This is a genomic window from Quyinboa sediminis (assembly GCF_042219855.1).
Classification (GTDB): domain Bacteria; phylum Bacteroidota; class Bacteroidia; order Bacteroidales; family UBA5342; genus JBHJHP01.
On sequence record NZ_JBHJHP010000005.1, the window covers coordinates 126,527 to 145,740 of the forward strand.

Here is a 19,214-nt window from a genome sequence, read left to right on the forward strand (position 1 = left end):
AGCTTAAAACAAAAAATCGAGAAACCGTTTGGTTTTAAACACTTTCACCCCAAGATTACTGTAGTGCAGCGGCCATTCCTTCCGGTGCTCCTCGTCCCAGGGTTCAACAATTATCTTTAACCGCATATTATTCGGATCGGTTGGGTTCTGCAAATACAAGGGCATCTCCTGCGCAGTGTAACTTATAAAAGACACTTTGCCTGACGACATCTCGCCGCCGGGAAATTCGATCCGTACCCTGGAACCAATTTTGAAATCGCCGATATCCGATTGTTTAACGTAGGCGGCTACCGTCACATTTTTAGGATCGATAACCTCCATCACAATCTCGCCCTTGTAGTTGATTTCCCCGGGGCGCCTGTGAATCAGGTTCACTTTGCCGGCTACCGGAGAGGTATAATAAAGGTTTCTGGACATCACATTCCGCTGATGCAGCAGCTCACCCTTTTCTGCCATACGTTCTTCCAGCTGCTTTTTGTAGTTCTCCAGGTATTCCACCTCTTTTTTTAATCCGGATATCTCGCTGGACAGGCCATCCACAACAATTTTTTTCTTATCTACCTCGCTCTGATTTGAAATATCCAGATACACTTCCTTTTCCAGTTTCCGCAAATCGGAGCGTGCACTGCTATACTGCCGTTGTTTTTCCTGTATTTGGGTGTTTTTCAGGCCAATGGATTTTTCGGTATTGATGATCTCACGATTGTACCAGTCATCTGCCAGAAAGTTTTCCTGTTCATCCTGAAGGGTATCGTAATCTTCACTTGGTGTAAAATAAAATAAGGTATCACCAACATTTACAAAGTCATCCTGGTTGACATAAAACCGGGACACCTTTACATCTTCCATAAATTTTATTTTAAAGCCCTCAGTTACCAGCTCCCCGGAACTGAATACAAACAATGTTTTCTTTCCCACATAAAACAGCAGGCTTCCGAGTATGGCCCACAGTATGACAAGATATATAATACGGTCCCAGTTTTTGCGCTTTTTCATTTCAATCTCAGCAATGCTGCGCAAACTGCTTCCTCTGTTATTATATGAGAATTTCTTCATGCCTGTCTGATTAATACACCATGTAAATCCATGGCTCCGGGAAATCCGGCCATCTTTTCTTAAAATTATTTAACGTACCCAGTGCAGCGTCAAAGTTATTAAAATAGCCCAAAACAACACAATATGTTCCATTCCTTTTCCATGTAACCTGTCCGTTAAAATTCAGTTTTTTAAGCTGCTTTGAAAGTGCCGTTGCATCTGCCTTATTTCTAAAGGCACCGGACTCAACTCTGTAGGGCTGATAATGCGGTTCATCCCACGAATCCTCAGTAAAATCAGTCGTGAACCGGTTCAAACCACGCAGATCATTAAAACAATACCGTTCAATACCGGTATTTTTGATGATGTGTAATAAGGTGTAATCCAGGTCCTTCAGGGATGTAAAATCTGAGGGACGGATGGAAACGACCAGCTTTTTACGGTATTTATCCTTTATAAAACCATTTAATCGCTCAATCAGCTGATGCTCATCCTTTGCATTGTAATTCATAATATACACCTGATCACAAATCTCAAATGCCTGGTCAATTACCGTTTCAGGATAATGAAACGGCAGAGATACAGATAATTCCATGCCTCTGGAATGACACCACTCTGCTGCAGTCCTGTAAACATTCAGAAGTTTTGTTAAATAGTCAGACTGATTTTTATCAAAGTCATTGAACGCATGCGGTTCTACATCCAGGTGTATGGCGTTAAGTTTGTACGACTCAAAGGGAGCAAGATATGCAATTATCTCCTCAGCACTCTGGTTAACCAATGCATTATTGCCAATTAATCCGGCGGGATTAATATTATTAGTTTCAGCTTTCTGAATAAAATCGTTAAGCTTATCCTCATCGTTTAACCGGCTCAACGAAATCATAACCTGGTCAATCTCACGATCCTTCATAAATGTAATGAGATGATCGTTTTGCATCACATTAAAAAGACCGGACCATAAATATACTGCCCGGTTACCGGGAAAATTCTTGTACGAAAGGTCATATCCCAGTTTATCAAGGTAATTCACAGGATCTTCACCTTTGGCAGCAAAGCTTACGTCCAGTAATCTGAGGTAAATGTCTTTCTTCTTATCCAAAATCCCCGCTTCATAATCAAGATATTCATCAAAGTAACCTAATGCTTTTATGCCGTTAAATCCGAGCAAATTGATCTCTCTCTTTTTAAGCTCACGGCTGATCCTTTCACGCAGCAGATCGCGCTGGTAAACGAGATAAACAAAATCCTGCACCTTTTCTTCATACAAGTGTGTCAGGTTCAGTACATCAGTGTACACCTGATCTTTTTCCTGGTGATACTCTTCTGTAAGTCTTTGTTTCTCCACCTGTAGAAGATCTTTTTTTCCCGTGGACTTTGAAACCGGCAGATTTAGTGTAACCCCTGCCGAAGGATATGATCTGGCATTTGTGCTCAAAAAATCATAAAAATTATACCGGACATAAGGCCTGATACTAACATGATCCACATAGTCATCATAGGTGTTCTTCAGATCATTTATTTTAAGGGCATATTTAAGACTGTCGTACTTTGCCATGGGTATACCGCCTAATACTTTATCTGTATTGATCCCGAAAACCGTAAGCCCCTCAACATTTAAAAGCTCATTTGTTTCAAATCCGGTGTTCTCAATAATCTGTTCATTTCTTCGGAGTAAAAGCTCTACTTTTTTAATTTCTCCTTTAATTTTAAGTAACCTCTCCCAATCCACACGTTTCAGGTAAAACAACTCCTGGTAAATATCAAAAAGACCAAGTAGTACTTCATGACGTTGTTGCAGATACGGATTCTGTGCGTTTACAAAGGATGCCGTTATATATTGGCGGGTAAAGAAATAATCTTTTTTTATGTTTTCCTCCTTAAGCTCTATCAGGTCGATCTGTTTCTCAGCTTCAAGCGAAGCCAGTTTTTTACGGTTACCGATGGAACCCGTCTGCATTACGTTCCATTCCAGCCCTAAATATGTCCGCTGATTGTAGTAAATATCTTCATCTTCAGCAAAACCACCTTTCAGGTTATTGTTGTAATTACCGGTGAACCGGATGCCTAAATCTGATTTTAAATATTTTTGCTTCAGTGCGTAATACTGTTCAGCAAGTACACTACTGTTTTCAGGCATTTCTTCCGGCGACAGAAACAGAAAACCCGGAATTTCATTATTCGCAGGTTTGCCGGGATTTGTGAGGAGAAAAATATTGGAAGAATCCAGTAATTCATTGACCCTGGTTATGGATTGCTCAAGCACGGATTCAAACTGATCCTGGGCTGATACAGCAAGATTCAGTAAAAACAGTAATGGCAGCAGCAGGTATAATGCTTTGATAAATTTAACCATTGGTCAACTTTTGAGTGATAAAGATATAAATCTTTTTTAATATAACATTATAAATTCAAATATTTTTTAACATTAAATTAATTTTAGAACACCACATCCTGACCATATAAACAATTTAATCCTATGCATTACCCTTATAATAGTCAAACATACTCCCTTTAACTTATTATTAACATACCCGGATTTACGGTTTGTTCATAATCCATTTAATGTATGGATGCATAACAATCCGGATCACAAACAAAAAACACAATTCAAAAAAAAATCTGTTTTTTTTCAGAAGATAAAAAAGTCATTTTTTACAAAAATGGAATAATCAGGTATTATATTTTAATCTCGTTTACAATTCTGTATTTGTGTATTTTATATCACAATACCATAACTATAATGCTGACACAAACCGCTTGCTTTTACACTTTTTGTCACTGGAATAATATTATTTTTTTTTGTATATTCGAACCATTTTGAATCAACATTAATTAATCAAACCAACTTCCCAAAATGAAGATGAACGTTACAGTTTTCTATTCTCCTTTTTTCAAATCCAGCTCTGCTGTAAAACCAGTACTTGTCCTTGTCCTTTTTTGGTTTTTCTCAATGCCTTTTCTATCGGCACAAATCAGCAAACCGGAATGGACCGGTGATTTGGGAGCCCGAACCTTTCCGGATAAAAAGCTTGTGGTAAAGGTCAATGATTATGGTGCGTTCAGGAATGAATTCATCGCCTCTACAGAGGCCATCCAAAAGGCCATTGATACCTGCTCAGCACAGGGTGGCGGAATGGTGGTCTTTGAGCCCGGTGTCTATCATACCGGTGCATTGTTTCTAAAAAACAATGTCAACCTGAATATTGGTGAAGGTGTAGAACTTCGCGCTTTGATCGGACTGGAATACTATCCTGAAATAAAAACAAGAGTTGCTGGCATCATTATGAACTGGCCCTGTGGGGTTATTAATATTCTGGATCAGCAAAACGTTGCAATCACAGGGAAAGGCGTACTGCACGCTCAGGGTAAGATTCACTGGGAAAGATACTGGAACCTCCGGCATGAATACACTCCCAAAGGGCTTCGCTGGGCATCAGATTATGATTGCAAAAGAGTGCGTACCATAGAAGTCTCAAACTGTAAGGATATTACCATTAAGGATATTACCATCAAGCAATCGGGCTTTTGGACCGTCCATCTGTTTTTCACGGAATATGCCACCGTTGACGGTATAACAATCCGGAATAATATTGACGGATTTGGACCAAGCACAGATGGTGTCGACATAGATTCTTCTGTTAAGATTGAAGTTATGAATTGTGATGTGGATTGTAACGATGACAACTACTGTGTTAAAGCCGGACGTGATGCAGACGGAATTCGGGTGAACAGGCCATCGGAATATGTCTACATTCACGACTGTATTGCCAGAAGAGGTGGTGGTGCACTTGTGATTGGTAGTGAAACATCCGGATGGATAAGACATGTATTTGTGGAGAATATCAAAGCGATCGGTACTAAAAATGTCATCTATCTTAAATCGGCCAAAACACGTGGCGGTGGCATCGAGGATATCCGGATGACGAATGTTGTAGCACATGGGGTCCGCGATTTCTGTGGCGTAACCGTTAACTGGAATCCTTCCTATTCTTATGCCAAACTTGAAAAAGAGATGGACAGTATTCCGGCACACTGGAAGATTATGCTGCAGGAAGTACCCGAAGAGATTGGCATCCCGCACATCAGAAATGTAGAAGTGAGCAATATCAAAGCCGATAGTATAAGAGGAACAGCCTTCAATATTCAGGGCATTGAAAAATCCATTATTAAAAACTTTACATTCAGCGACTTACAATTATCTTCGGAAAGAACAGGAATTATCAACTGGGCCGATGGCATTAAATTTGATAATGTAACGCTGAAGACTGCCGGAAATGATGAATTAACAGTAAAAAACAGCAGGCACATTTCTACCAAAGGATTGAAAATAGAACGTGTAAACTAAATAGTAATGAAAAAAAGATTCTCTTCAGGACTGTCATTGCTAAGTGCATTGGTGGTCATTTCCATTTCCTGCAAAGAACCGATGGAAAGGGAAATAAAAGTTTCTGTTCAGGATGAATATCCATCGTTTTTGATCCCCAATGGCGAACACCACATTGCCGTTGTTTCTGAAAATATAAATTCCGGCAGCATTGGCTTCATCAAAAATGGTGATACAACATGGATTAAAGGTAAACCGGAGATTGATGCTTCCATCAAAAACCGGATTGAATACAGCTGGCCACTGGATGAGGAAACAGAGGTCACCTTCACAGTAACAAGGGACAGCAGCAATTTTGACCTGAAATTATCAACAACAACGCCGGAGCCACCATCAGAATGGTTGTTCAACATTAAATCAGATGCAAATGAATACTTTACCGGCGTATTTGAACGGGTAGTGGATGGCAATCAAAGTGCGTCGTGGGCCGATGGCATTCAAACTGCACTGAATCTCAGAGGGACAAAAATGGACGTGAAACTTAAACCTACAGTTTCTGCTTATGCGCCGTTCTATCTATCGTCGACAAATTACGGCCTGTTTATAAAAGGAACATGGCCCGGTGTGTTTGACTTCTGTGAAAGTAATCCCGACCTGGTTAAAGTGGCTTTTGAAGGCCCTGAACTACATTTCAGAATTTACACGGCACAAAACCCGATGCAGATCGTACAACAGCATGCACTGGATGCAGGACCATCCATAGTTCCGCCCCGGTGGGCCTTTGGGCCTTGGCGATGGCGCGACCAGCATTTTAACCGGAAGAGCTATTACGATGGAACGCAGAAAAAAGCACCTTTCAATACTGATCTGGTTGAAGATGTGCTGATGATGGAAGCTTTCGATATTCCGGTTACCGCTCAGTGGATTGACCGGCCCTGGGGCCCGGGTCCGAGAGGCTTTGACGATTATGAATTTGACACGAAAGAATTTCCTGATCCTGAAGGTATGATTAAATGGATCAACAGTAAAGATCAGGAACTTATGCTCTGGATCGGTCCCTTTGTGATGGGTGATATGGCCGATTATGCAGAAAAGCATCATTACGGACTCATAAGCAAACCCTGGTTCAATGCCCATTCGGTTTTAATGGATTTCACCAACGATGAGGCTGTGGAATGGTGGGGCAAGAACGGTCCCGGCAAACTGGCTGAAATGGGGATTAAAGGATTTAAACTCGATCGTGCCGATGGTGAAAAACTGGCTGATTCATTGCATTTGCGCACCAGTAATGAGACGACCTACCGTGAAAATTATAATGACTATCCAAGGCAATATGTAAAAGCAACATACGACGCTGTAAAGCCGGTACTGGGTAATGACTTTGTATTGTTTCCCCGGGCTCAGTACACAGGGAGCTCCAGGTACGGTGCCATGTGGGCCGGCGACACCAACGGGAAACCGGAAGGATTAAGGTCGGCAATAATCGGCATGCAACGCTGTGCCGTAATGGGTTACCCCAACTGGGGTTCTGACATTGGCGGTTACTGGGGCAGGTTTTCAAGAGAATCGGCTTTACGCTGGCTCGGATTCGGCTGCTTCTCTCCTATCATGGAGGTTGGCCCTACCAATAACCTGGCTTTCTGGAGCAATCCCACAACACCATCCTACGATACTGAACTGATTGCCACCTGGCGTCTGTATTCAAAAATTCACTATGCACTGGCACCTTATATTCATGGGCTTTCTGCAGAAGCAGGCCTGAACGGCACTCCTATAGTAAGGCCACTCTTCCTGGTTTATCCGGATCAGAGCGAGGCATGGAATGAATGGCAGACCTACCAGTTTGGTCCGGATATCCTGGTATCGGCAATATGGCAGGCTAAAGATGTGGAACATAAAGTATACCTGCCGGCCGGTGAAACATGGATCGATGCATGGGATACTACAAAAGAATACGAAGGAGGATCATACATTACTGTACCGGCGCCACTTCATAAAATACCGTTTTTCATCCGCAAGGGTTCTGATATAGAACTGGGTGATCTGAACGCACTTTACAACGAATCATTAAAAATAGCTTCAAAAAAACCAGATCTTAAAGCACTGGAAAATGCTGAAGGCTGGAAATAATTAAACATTAAATTTCTGAATTATGAGACTTATTAAAATTGCAAGCCTCTTACTGCTGTTCGGTTCAATGGTGGTTACCGCACAGGATATTCCTGACAGGAATGAAGTATTGAAAACCATGATCCTGACCAACAAATATTTTATGGATAAATGGCCTGATGTGGGCAAAACAATTATCACAAATCGTGAAAGACCAAGTAACATCTGGACCCGTGGCGTATATTATGAGGGACTTATGGCACTCTACTCTATTTATCCCAAAGAGGAATATTACAGGTATGCGCTGGACTGGTCAGAATTTCATCAGTGGGGATTCCGTAATGGAAATACTACGCGGAATGCAGATGACCAGTGTGCAGGCCAGACCTACATCGATCTTTATAATATTGAACCGCACCCTGAACGCATTAAAAACATCAAAGTCTGCATGGATATGCTGGTTAATACACCACAGAATGATGACTGGAGCTGGATTGATGCCATCCAGATGGCCATGCCTATATTTGCCAAACTGGGAGTGCTTTATAATGACGACCGTTATTTCGAGAAAATGTACGACATGTATATGTTCACGAAAACGGAACACGGCTTGAATGGTCTGTATAACCCCAAAGATAAACTGTGGTGGCGGGATGCCGATTTTGATCCGCCTTACAAAGAACCAAACGGCGAGGACTGTTACTGGTCACGCGGCAATGGTTGGGTGTTTGCAGCTCTGACCAGGGTATTGGATATTATTCCGGAAGATGCACCGCACCGTAATGAATATCAAAAGACCTTTTACGAGATGGCCAGTGCTCTGGTTCCGATTCAGCGGGAAGATGGATTCTGGAATGTCAGCCTGCATGATCCGGATCATTTTGGAGGAAAAGAGACAACCGGAACGGCACTTTTCGTGTATGGAATGGCATGGGGCATTAACAATGGAATACTGGACAAAAACACATACCTTCCTGTCGTGACCAAAGCCTGGAATGCCATGGTAAAAGAAAGTGTGCACAAAAACGGCTTTTTAGGCTTTGTGCAGGGAACAGGAAAAGAACCCAAAGATGGTCAGCCGGTTAGTTATGACAGCGTCCCTGATTTTGAGGATTACGGCTTAGGCTGTTTCCTGATGGCCGGATCTGAAGTGTATAAGTTGAAATAGATATAAGTTATAAGAATCAAGACACAAGACAAAACGGGTTGTCCCTCTTTAGCTGCTGAGTAGTCCTTGCTTGGAAGGACGTATCGCGGCATAAAGGAGTTGGTCCAGACCGTAGTTTCGGGAACGGAGGATTTAACTAATAACAACCACAATACAACATTAATAACCAAAAAGAAAACCGATAAATAACACCGAGATGAATAAAATTCTCAAAACACTGATTATTACAGGAATTATTACACTGGGCTATTCCTGCAATGGTTCCACTCCTCAAAAAGAGGACGTTAAAGCCGGCTGGCCGGAAGTAAGTAACGTCACCAAACCATGGACCAGATGGTGGTGGATGGGCAGCAATGTAAAAGATAAAGACATCTCAGCTGCCATGTCAACCTATGCAAATGCCGGACTGGGTGGCATGGAAATCACTCCCATCTATGGCGTCAAAGGTCAGGAAAGTGAATTTATAAACTTCACCTCCGATGCCTGGATGAAACGACTGGAACATACATTGAAGGCGGCACAGGAAAATAATATGGGCATTGATATGGCGCTGGCTTCGGGTTGGCCGTTTGGTGGTCCGTGGGTTGCACCCAAAGATGCCTGCAAATATGTCGAGTATAAAGTATGGAAGCTGAAAGCTGGTTCTGAACTTGATGAAAAAATTGAGATGCAACAGGCACCGATTTTAAGAACAGTGGGGAAACGCGCTTCTTTTAAGGACCTGAAATATCCTATTGCCAAAAACGACAGCCTGCAGATTTATGCCTTTGATCAGGTCAGGTTCCCGGTGACCTTAAAACCAGTAACTGTTATGGCATTTGCCCAGGATGGTGAAGTATTTGAAGTAACTGATAAAATAGATGAAAATGGCATGCTGAAATGGACGTCAGATAAAGACTGGACCATTATAGCAGCATTTCCTGGCATGCACGGTAAAATGGTTGAGCGTGCGGGACCGGGAGGTGAAGGTGATGTGATCGATCATTTTTCAAAACAGGCTATTGGAGATTATCTGCACCATTTTGATGAAAGTTTTGAAGGACATGATATTTCCGGTTTACGCGCTTTCTTTAATGATTCGTACGAAGTGGATGATGCACGGGGTGAAGCCAACTGGACACCGGAATTCTTCGCTGAATTTCAGAGAAGAAGAGGGTATGACCTCAAGGAAAAACTCCCTGCTTTACTTGGCATGACAACAAAAGAAGAACAACAGCGTGTGCGTTGCGATTACCGCGAAACGATATCCGACATGCTGCTGGAAAACTATACACAACCCTGGCAGAAATGGGCGCAGAATCAAAACAAGATCATCCGTAACCAGAGCCATGGATCACCGGCCAACATACTCGATCTTTATGCAGCAAGTGATATTCCTGAAACCGAGGGAACAGAACTGCTAAACATCAAATTTGCTTCGTCTGCTTCGCATATAACGGGCAAGGATCTGACAGCTGCTGAGGCTGCCACCTGGTTACGGGAGCATTTTCTGGCTAATCTGGCCGATACAAAAGAAAATGTTGACCGCTACCTGATTGGAGGTGTTAATCATATCGTTTATCATGGAACACCATTTTCACCTGAGAGCGAAGGATGGCCGGGACGCATGTTTTATGCAGCCGTACACTATGCCCCCACCAATCCCCTGTGGCGTGATTTCCCCGCATTCAACAGTTATGTCACCAGAGCGCAATCCTTTTTACAAAGAGGGACGGCTGATAATGACATTCTGCTTTACTTCCCGATTCAGGATGACTGGATGAAATACGAACGCTCCGGAATGCCGCATTATCATGGTGCTCTGCATGGCTCACATGTATATAATCTGGCAGAAGAGCTGCAAAATGAAGGTTACACCTTTGATTTTATTTCGGACAAAATGGTAAATGATCTTACTGTTGATGGTAAAGTGGTCAAAACCTCCGGAGATGCGACTTACAAAACAGTGTTGGTTCCGGAACTGGATTATATGTCGACCACAACATTCAAAAAACTGATTACCCTGGCTAAACAGGGGGCAACCATAATATTTATGGGCGCACTTCCTGAAGACGTTCCCGGACTGGGCAATATGGAATCCCGTCAGAATGAACTGGGGCTTATGGTTGAGGAACTTGGAACACCATCGGATGCAGCGAACTTCAGCACTTATACGTCAGATAAAGGGCAGATTTTAGTTGGCTCAGCACATCATTCAATGCTGAATGAGGCCGGAGTTATACCGGAAGAACTGGGAGCCGAAAAACTGGGATTTATTCGACTGAATGATGGTCAGACCAAAACATACTTTGTGACCAACTGGTCGGGTAAAGCCGTAAATAAATGGATCAAACTGAATACGGAAGCAAAAACTGTCCTGATTTACAATCCGGAAACGGGTGTTTATGGAAGGGCACAAACAACGAATGATGCAAAAACAACGGTTCACCTGGTGCTTAACCAGGGAGAATCTGTGATTCTTCAGCTTTGGAATAAAGATATAGAAGCTGAACCATATCCCTACTGGACTGAAGGCAAAACAGTAGTTGCGCTGGATAAAAACTGGAACCTGATGTTTAAAGATGGCGGACCGGAAATTCCGGCGTCAGTACAGAACGTTGAATTAGGTTCCTGGACAACCCTTAGTGAACCCGCTTCCTGGTTCTCCGGCACCGCCGTCTACAGTACCGAATTCAGTAAACCCCAGGCATATGCCGATGCGTGGAAACTGGATCTGGGAACTGTTAATGAAACAGCGGAAGTCTTCCTGAACGGTAATTCTCTCGGAACACTGACCGGACCGGATTTCACGCTTGTAATTGATTCTGCAACCATTCAGGATCAGAACAAACTGGAAATCTTTGTCACAAACCGGATGGCAAACCGGATTATTTATATGGACAAGCACCAAATGCCATACCGGATATTCTACAACATTAATTTCGCTGCTCACCTCAGAGAAAATGCAGGACCTGACGGAAAATTCACTGCCATCAACTGGGAGCCTCTACCGTCAGGATTAACAGGTCCCGTCGTACTGACTCCGCTAAGCAAACAGTAAAAACAACATGAAACTCATAAAACGGAATACATTCATGAAACTAAAACACATAGCCATAGCTGTTCTGTTATCGGTGTGTATGTTAGAAACATATGCAGGAGATACGAGCACTGAATATCAATACCTTTCAGGCAAGGGTTATCAGAATACAAAAACCTGGGAGTTTTTCTGCACGGGTGGAAGAAACAGTGGAGTCTGGACCACTATTGAGGTTCCGTCTCACTGGGAACAACAGGGATTCGGCAATTACGATTATGGCCGTGATTACATGACATACGGTAAAGATTTTCGCTTCTCGGATGAGCAGGGCCTTTATAAATATTCGTTTAAGGTTCCTGCGGAATGGAAAAACAGAGATGTAAATATTGTTTTTGAAGGATCCATGACCGATACAGAAGTTAAGATCAATGGAAAATCTGCGGGCCCGGTTCATCAGGGCTCATTTTACCGGTTTAAGTACGAAATAACTGATCTGCTGAATTACGATGCAGATAACCTGCTGGAAGTAACCGTGAGTAAAATGTCATCGAACAAATCTGTAAATCATGCGGAACGTTATGCTGATTACTGGATTTTTGGAGGAATTTACAGACCGGTATACCTTGAATCAAAGCCTGAAGAACACATTGATTATGTCGCCGTGGATGCAAAGGCAGACGGTAGTTTTACAATGGATGTATATGTTAAGGGCCTGGATGAAAAGCGCAACATCAAAGCTGTAATCAAAGATTATGACGGGAATGAATATGCTTCATTTAAAGGTAAAATTTCTTCTGATGATCCTAAAATAACTTTATCCGGTGATGTTAACAATATTAAACCCTGGACGCAGGAAACACCGGTCGTATATATGGTCAGTGTGGATCTGATGGACGGAAAAACTGTGCTTCACCATGTTAACGATAAATTTGGTTTCAGAACTATTGAAATCCGCAAAGGAGACGGGATTTACGTTAACGGGACTAAAATTAAAATGAAGGGTATCAACAGGCATGCCTTCTGGCCTGAATCAGGGCGTTGTCTGAATGACGAACTGAACCTGAAAGACGTAAAAATGCTGAAGGACCTGAACCTGAATGCCGTGCGTTGTTCTCACTACCCACCGGATAAGGTATTCCTGGATTATTGCGATTCCCTGGGACTTTACGTCATTGACGAACTTGCCGGGTGGCAGAATGCCTATGATACACAATCCGGTGAAATCCTCGTTGAAGAAATGGTGAAACGCGATTTAAACCATCCTTCGGTAATTTTCTGGAGTAACGGTAATGAAGGTGGTCACAATTTTGATCTGGATGACGACTACGGCAAATGGGATCTTTCCAACCGTCCTGTTATCCATGCACATCATAAACCGGGGAATGATTATAATGGCATCGACTGTAACCATTACGAGGACTATTACAGCTGTAAAAACATTCTGAAAGGTCCGAACATTTATATGCCGACTGAGTTTTTACATGGCCAGGATGACGGTGGTATGGCTGCCAGTCTCTACGATTTCTGGGAACTTTTCTGGAATGAAAAACTATCCGGTGGAGGATTTCTGTGGACTTTTGTGGATGAAGGTATTTCCCGCACTGATCTAAACGGTTACATCGATGTGAACAGGGTGAATGCACCTGACGGTATCGTTGGCCCACACCGTGAAAAAGAGGGTAGTTATCCTGCAATGAAAGAAATCTTCTCCCCCATCAAAATCAGCATGAAGACCCTTGCTGAAGATTTTAATGGCACTGTTCCAATTGAAAACAGATATCATTTTACAAACCTCGATCAATGTACGTTTAACTGGAAACTGGTTAATTTTAATAAACCGGCTAACCGGAGATACGGCTATGAAACTCAGTATTCTGCTACCGCCACTTCACCGGATGTCGCACCGGTATCGATGGGATCGTTGCAACTGGATCTTCCTTCAGACTGGAATTCTTATGACGGTATTCTGCTTGAAGCCATTGATCCTGCAGGAAACAAAGTGCTGGAATGGAGCTGGATGATCAAATCCGGTAGCGAGATAAGGAAAGAACTGGTAACATGGGAAAACGGTTCAGTTGATGTGACCGAAGATGATAAAACCATCTCTCTTCATGGTGGTGAAGTCACCCTCATCCTTAAAAAATCTGACGGAACAATTCAGGGGCTGAGAAATGACAAAAGTCTGCCGCTTTCATTCAAAAACGGTCCGGTTTCTGTAAGCGATGTACCGCAGACCCTTAAAGAGATGAAACAGTATAAAACGGATGACGGTTACAGTGTTGAATTTCTGTTTGACGGAGACCTGAAGATGATTAAATGGACCATGAACCCAACCGGTTGGGTAAGTCTTGACTATGAATATATGCAGGAGGGCAAGCAGAGTTTCACAGGCGTCTCCTTCGATTATCCTGAGTCAAGGATAATAGGTGTAAAATGGCTTGGCCATGGCCCTTACCGCGTCTGGAAAAACAGGCTGCAGGGTGGTAATTACGATGTATTCGAAGCTTTCTATAACAATACATACACCGGATCATCGCCATGGGATTACCCGGAATTCAAAGGTTATTTTTCAAATATTTCCTGGATGGATTTTAATACCGTGGAAGGCCATTTTCTCGTCGTAGCTGAACAGCCCGATCTTTTTGTACGCCTGTTCGACTTTTGCTCACTTTCGGCACCTGAAACGCTGCCTGCTTTACCTAAAGGAGATATCTCCTTTCTTGACGGTATTCCACCTACGGGAACAAAACTCTGGATAAATATCAGTATGAATACAGAACGCTTAGGTCCATCAGGAGAATTGAATGTGATGCAAAAACCGGTTAAGCGGAAACTGTATTTCTATTTTGGATTACCACAATAAAACAAAGCAAACGTGAAAGCACTGAAATTTTTAGCATTAGTTATAATTCTGACAGCCGGTACGTGCAAAGGGCCGGATAAAGTAACGGAACCCAAACTGGCAGACAAACCATTATACCGCGATACGATATTTGACGGGGCTGCAGATCCTTCAGTCATCTGGAACAGGGAAACCAACAGCTGGTACATGTTTTACACAAACCGCAGAGCAACACTGGCCCATGGCAATGATGTCAGTTGGGTACACGGCACTCCAATAGGTATTGCCGAATCAAAAGATGGTGGAGCAAGCTGGCATTACGTAGCCAATGCGGACTTTAATTCAGACAAGGACAGTATAACATACTGGGCACCTGAAGTTGTGTGGCATGATGGTCTCTATCATATGTATATCACTATTGTTCCGGGAATTTTTACAAACTGGAGCCATCCAAGACATATTGATCACTATACCAGTAAAGATCTGCTTCACTGGGATTTTGATTCACAGTTAAAACTGGCCACAGACAAGGTAATCGATGCCTGTGTGGTTCAACTTCCCGACGGCACATGGCGCATGTGGTATAACAATGAAAAAGCGGGCAAATCTATCTGGTATGCCGACAGTCCTGATTTGTACAACTGGACAGATAAGGGTTTAATAACGCTTGACGGTAAACAACGGGGCGAAGGGCCCAACGTATTTCAATGGAAAGGAAAATACTATATGGTTGTGGATGAGTGGCGTGGTCTTGGTATATTCTCGTCAGTGGATGCACAGAACTGGAAAAGGCAGGCTAACCGCATTCTTGATGTCCCCGGAACCGGTGAAGGAGATCAGGTTATTGGACAACACGCCGATGTAGTTGTAAATAACGACCATGCGTATATTTTCTATTTCACACATCCGGGCAGGATTAATCGCGATGGCAGTGATCACGAGAAAGCACGTTCATTAATTCAGGTTGCCGAACTTGAAACAGATGAAAATGGCAACATTATCTGCGACAGGAATAAACCGGTGTACATCAATATGGTCGCACCGGAATAAAACAATATGAGTGAGGGTTTCGCTAAGCGGAATCCTCACTATAACTCATTTAATAATAATCCAGTTCCCAGCGCTCTGCCGGATCATGTGGTATGGCCACATTTTTCCATGAAAACCTGAACACCTTTGGATTGACGAGCTGTTCATAATCCTCATAATTCATCACAATAAGTTCGGTATGTGTTCCGGCATTGAACGCAATCTCATCATCTTCAGTCAGTGATTCTGCGACATACACATCCATTCCGTAAAGATTTCCAAACGGAGGCATGGCACCGATTTCACAGTCCGGAAACATCAGCGTAAACTCCGCTTCTGAAGCAAGCTTGATATTTGTTGTTCCAAGCATAATCTTCAGAATATCAAAATCAACCTGGTATGACGCCGGTAATACGGCCATCGCCATTTTATTGTTGATTTTTATCATAACGGTTTTAGCAAACTCTTTTCCGGCGATGTGAACCGTTGCTGCTTTTTCCTGCGAAGTATTCGCCATCGGATGAAACAATATATCGTATCTTATATGATTTGCGTTCAGAAACGCTTTTAATTTTTTTGCAGGCATAACTAAAACTTTATGGTTATTTATAAAAGACCGGGAACCTTTTCCCCTGTATATTTTTTGTACCTGAATTCACTTTTAAAGAATTCATTTGAGAGAAGCCGGGGCCGGATATCTTTCAGCAGTCATGTTAGTGCTCTAACAAACTGATAAAGGAAGACTTGCAGTCAATAAAATTCTGACACTTACAATTTAAAGAATTAATTGCAAAAAAGTAAGAGCTATTTTTTAAAAAAATTATGTTGTGCAGTTATAAAAGGATTCAACATGTAATTTAGAATTGTATACGTCGTTTGTTTTGATAAATTTGTGTTACTATTAATTAAAACGTGTTACGCATTACGATGAATCAGCTCAGTTCTGAATTAAAAGATAAACTCACTACGCTCAAAACATGGTTTTCACAATATAAGGGATCTATTGTTGCCTTTTCAGGGGGAATAGACTCTACGCTTGTCCTGTATCTTGCGCGAAAGTTCCAGGGTAAAGAGAATGCCATTGGTGTCATTTCTAAGTCTGAAAGTCTGAAACAAAAGGACTTTAACATGGCAGAGGATTTCTGTAAAGCATTCGACATTACCCTTGAAGTGATAAAAACGGATGAACTGAATGATGACCGCTATAACTCCAATCCTGTTAACCGCTGTTTCTTTTGTAAGGAACATTTGTTTACCGATCTGACAAAAATAGCAGAGATGTATCCGGATTTTAAGGTCCTGAGCGGAACCAATCATGATGATCTTGGTGATTACCGTCCCGGCATTGATGCAGCTAAAAAACTTAATGTTCTCTCTCCCATGGTCGATTGTAAAATTACCAAACAGGAATTACGTGAGATTGCCCGTTATTTTGAGCTGCCTAACTGGGATAAACCGGCAAGCCCGTGCTTAAGCTCCCGGATGCCTTACGGACATAAAGTTACAAGAGAGAAACTGCTTCAGGTTGAGATGGCAGAAAATATATTGAATGATTACGGTTTTAACGATGTCCGGGTCAGGCATTTTGAAACATACGGAAAAATTGAGGTACTGAAGGATGATCTTGAAAAACTAAACATTCAAAAGGATGAAATTGTAAAAAAGATCACAGCGCTTGGTTTCAGCGAAATTGTTATTGACGATGAAGGACTGGTTTCCGGCAAACTGAACAGAGCTATAGGAAAATAGGTATTTACAAGTATTACAACATATGAAGATATTATACTACGACTGTTTTGCAGGTATCAGTGGTGACATGAACCTGGGTGCATTAATTGATCTCGGTGTTGATCCGGATTATCTGAGGAATGAACTTTCAAAACTCCGGATCGAAGGCTTTGAGCTCAGAACAGAAAAAGCTGCCCGAAGAGGGATTAACGGTACTTTGGCTACCATCATCATTGAAAACCCGGAAAATGAAAAGCACCGACATTTGCGCCATATTGAGGAGATCGTAAACAACAGTACCCTATCTGATCAGATAAAAAAAACTGCGTTGGATATTTTCAACCGTATTGCGGTTGCAGAAGCTAAGGTGCATGATATCGATATTCAGAAAGTGCATTTTCATGAAGTGGGTGCGCTGGATTCCATTGCGGATATTGTTGGGGCTGCCATTTGTCTTGAACATCTTAAGGTTGATAAAGTCTTATCGTCAGCGGTTCAGCTTGGTGGTGGAACCGTAAAATGTGCCCATGGTATTATGCCTGTACCGGCACCGGCCACAGCCCTTATAGTAGAAAACATTCCGGTAAGAACCGGTCTGGTTCAGCACGAGGCAACCACGCCAACCGGAGCAGCTATCCTGGCTGCAACGGTCGATGAATTTACAGATAACTTCGATTATCCCATCGGCAAAACCGCTTATGGCATCGGTCAGCGTGATGTTTCTGAAGTGGCCAATGTACTCCGGGTATACCTTTTGGAATCATCACAACAAAGGGATGATGTGAATTCCGGAGTCGCAACGCTCCTTGAATGCAATATTGATGACATGAAACCGGAGCATTTTGAATTTTTAATGGATATGCTCCTGGATAAAGGTGCCAGCGATGTATGGTTTACACCAATCGTCATGAAGAAGTCCAGACCGGCACACATGATATCAGTACTTTGTGTACCTGAGAGAACAGAAGTTATGAAGGAGATGCTTTTTAAACATTCCACAACGCTTGGCATACGCGAGCAACACATTCAAAAACACATGCTGAAACGGGACGAGCAACTGGTTAAAACAGCCTACGGCGATGTCCATATAAAAATAAGTTATTATGGTGGTAAAGTACTAAACAGCAAACCGGAGTTTGAGGACTGTAAATTACTGGCCGTACAGCATAATGTTTCGGTTTCTGACATTGAAAAAGCTGCATTAAACGCATTACAGGATGGAAATTAAGGATATACTGAATTTGTATAAAGAGGGAAAGCTGGATCTCGGTCTTGCTGTTCAGAAGTTGTCAGGGAAGGGCATCGAAGAGTTGGGCTTTGCCGCCCTGGATACCGACCGACTGAAACGCACCGGTATCCCGGAGGTAATTTACGCTGAAGGTAAAACAGTGGATCAGGTCGTGAAAATTGCAGAACGGCTTCACCAGAAAGGCATCGATATCCTGGCAACAAAGGCAACAGAAGAGATGTATGAACTTGTGCGGAGTGTGATCCCGCACGCCTCATATAATAAACTGGCAAAAACCATTACCTATAAGCATAAAGATGAGCCGTTAAATGAAGGATATATTGCCATTGTCGCAGCCGGAACGTCGGATATGCCGGTAGCTGAAGAAGCTGCGGAGACCGCACGTTTTCTGAATAACCGGGTTGAAACGGTTTACGATGTAGGCGTTGCCGGCATTCACAGGCTGTTTAATAAGCTGAAAATCATTCAGGATGCAAGGGTTGTTATTGTTGTAGCCGGAATGGAAGGTGCCCTTGCCAGTGTGGTTGGTGGATTAGTCAGCAAGCCGGTCATCGGTGTACCCACAAGTGTAGGTTATGGTGCATCATTTAACGGTATTTCTGCCTTACTGACTATGCTCAATAGTTGTGCCAGCGGAATTAGTGTTGTAAATATTGATAACGGATTTGGCGCTGCCTGCCAGGCTTCGCTCATTAATCGACTGTAAGC

12 protein-coding genes are annotated in these 19,214 nt (G+C 42.6%); 9 read left to right on the forward strand and 3 right to left on the reverse strand.

What is annotated here, in order from left to right; all coding sequences use genetic code 11:
* Positions 1-3: 3 nt before the first annotated feature.
* Together ACE1EF_RS13135 and ACE1EF_RS13140 are read right to left on the reverse strand one after the other, a co-directional pair.
* Positions 4-1,056 carry an HlyD family secretion protein gene (locus ACE1EF_RS13135; protein ID WP_375721134.1) on the reverse strand — a complete coding sequence of 351 codons (1,053 nt, stop codon included), beginning with the start codon at positions 1,054-1,056 and terminating at the stop codon, positions 4-6.
* Positions 1,057-1,066: 10 nt separating this feature from the next.
* Entirely contained in the window at positions 1,067-3,391 is a 2,325-nt protein-coding gene (locus tag ACE1EF_RS13140; RefSeq protein ID WP_375721135.1) for an SPOR domain-containing protein, read from the reverse strand.
* A 507-nt stretch (positions 3,392-3,898) separates the two neighbouring features.
* On the opposite strand from ACE1EF_RS13140, the gene ACE1EF_RS13145 reads away from it, so the two are divergent.
* The 6 genes from ACE1EF_RS13145 to ACE1EF_RS13170 all read left to right on the forward strand — a co-directional run bounded on the left by ACE1EF_RS13145 (position 3,899) and on the right by ACE1EF_RS13170 (position 15,550).
* Positions 3,899-5,383 (forward strand): glycoside hydrolase family 28 protein, encoded by a 1,485-nt coding sequence (locus ACE1EF_RS13145; protein ID WP_375721136.1) that lies wholly within the window; start codon positions 3,899-3,901, stop codon positions 5,381-5,383.
* A 6-nt stretch (positions 5,384-5,389) separates the two neighbouring features.
* Positions 5,390-7,492: a TIM-barrel domain-containing protein gene (locus ACE1EF_RS13150; protein ID WP_375721137.1), complete on the forward strand. Its 2,103-nt coding sequence runs from the start codon at positions 5,390-5,392 to the stop codon at positions 7,490-7,492.
* 22 nt (positions 7,493-7,514) lie between these two features.
* The gene (locus ACE1EF_RS13155) at positions 7,515-8,639 is read left to right on the forward strand and encodes a glycoside hydrolase family 88/105 protein (protein ID WP_375721138.1); all 1,125 of its coding nucleotides are present in this window, start codon (positions 7,515-7,517) and stop codon (positions 8,637-8,639) included.
* 196 nt (positions 8,640-8,835) lie between these two features.
* Positions 8,836-11,679, forward strand: a complete 2,844-nt coding sequence (locus ACE1EF_RS13160; protein WP_375721139.1) for a glycosyl hydrolase — start codon at positions 8,836-8,838, stop codon at positions 11,677-11,679.
* Between the two features lie 34 nt (positions 11,680-11,713).
* Positions 11,714-14,521, forward strand: coding sequence for a glycoside hydrolase family 2 protein (locus ACE1EF_RS13165; protein WP_375721140.1), 2,808 nt, complete (start codon positions 11,714-11,716; stop codon positions 14,519-14,521).
* Between the two features lie 12 nt (positions 14,522-14,533).
* Positions 14,534-15,550, forward strand: a complete 1,017-nt coding sequence (locus ACE1EF_RS13170; RefSeq protein ID WP_375721141.1) for a glycoside hydrolase family protein — start codon at positions 14,534-14,536, stop codon at positions 15,548-15,550.
* Between the two features lie 49 nt (positions 15,551-15,599).
* On the opposite strand, the gene ACE1EF_RS13175 is transcribed toward ACE1EF_RS13170, so the two are convergent.
* Positions 15,600-16,115, reverse strand: a complete 516-nt coding sequence (locus ACE1EF_RS13175) for an aminoacyl-tRNA deacylase (RefSeq protein WP_375721142.1) — start codon at positions 16,113-16,115, stop codon at positions 15,600-15,602.
* 326 nt (positions 16,116-16,441) lie between these two features.
* Here ACE1EF_RS13175 and larE point away from each other — a divergent pair, with 326 nt between their 5' ends.
* The 3 genes from larE to larB are packed head-to-tail and all read left to right on the forward strand — an operon-like array spanning position 16,442 to position 19,212.
* A complete protein-coding gene (gene larE / locus ACE1EF_RS13180) occupies positions 16,442-17,278 on the forward strand; it encodes an ATP-dependent sacrificial sulfur transferase LarE (protein WP_375721143.1) in 837 nt (278 codons plus the stop codon).
* 22 nt (positions 17,279-17,300) lie between these two features.
* A complete protein-coding gene (gene larC / locus ACE1EF_RS13185; protein WP_375721144.1) occupies positions 17,301-18,485 on the forward strand; it encodes a nickel pincer cofactor biosynthesis protein LarC in 1,185 nt (394 codons plus the stop codon).
* Positions 18,475-19,212, forward strand: a complete 738-nt coding sequence (larB, locus tag ACE1EF_RS13190; protein WP_375721145.1) for a nickel pincer cofactor biosynthesis protein LarB — start codon at positions 18,475-18,477, stop codon at positions 19,210-19,212. The genes larC and larB overlap by 11 nt, the downstream gene beginning before the upstream one ends.
* The last annotated feature ends 2 nt before the right edge of the window (positions 19,213-19,214 follow it).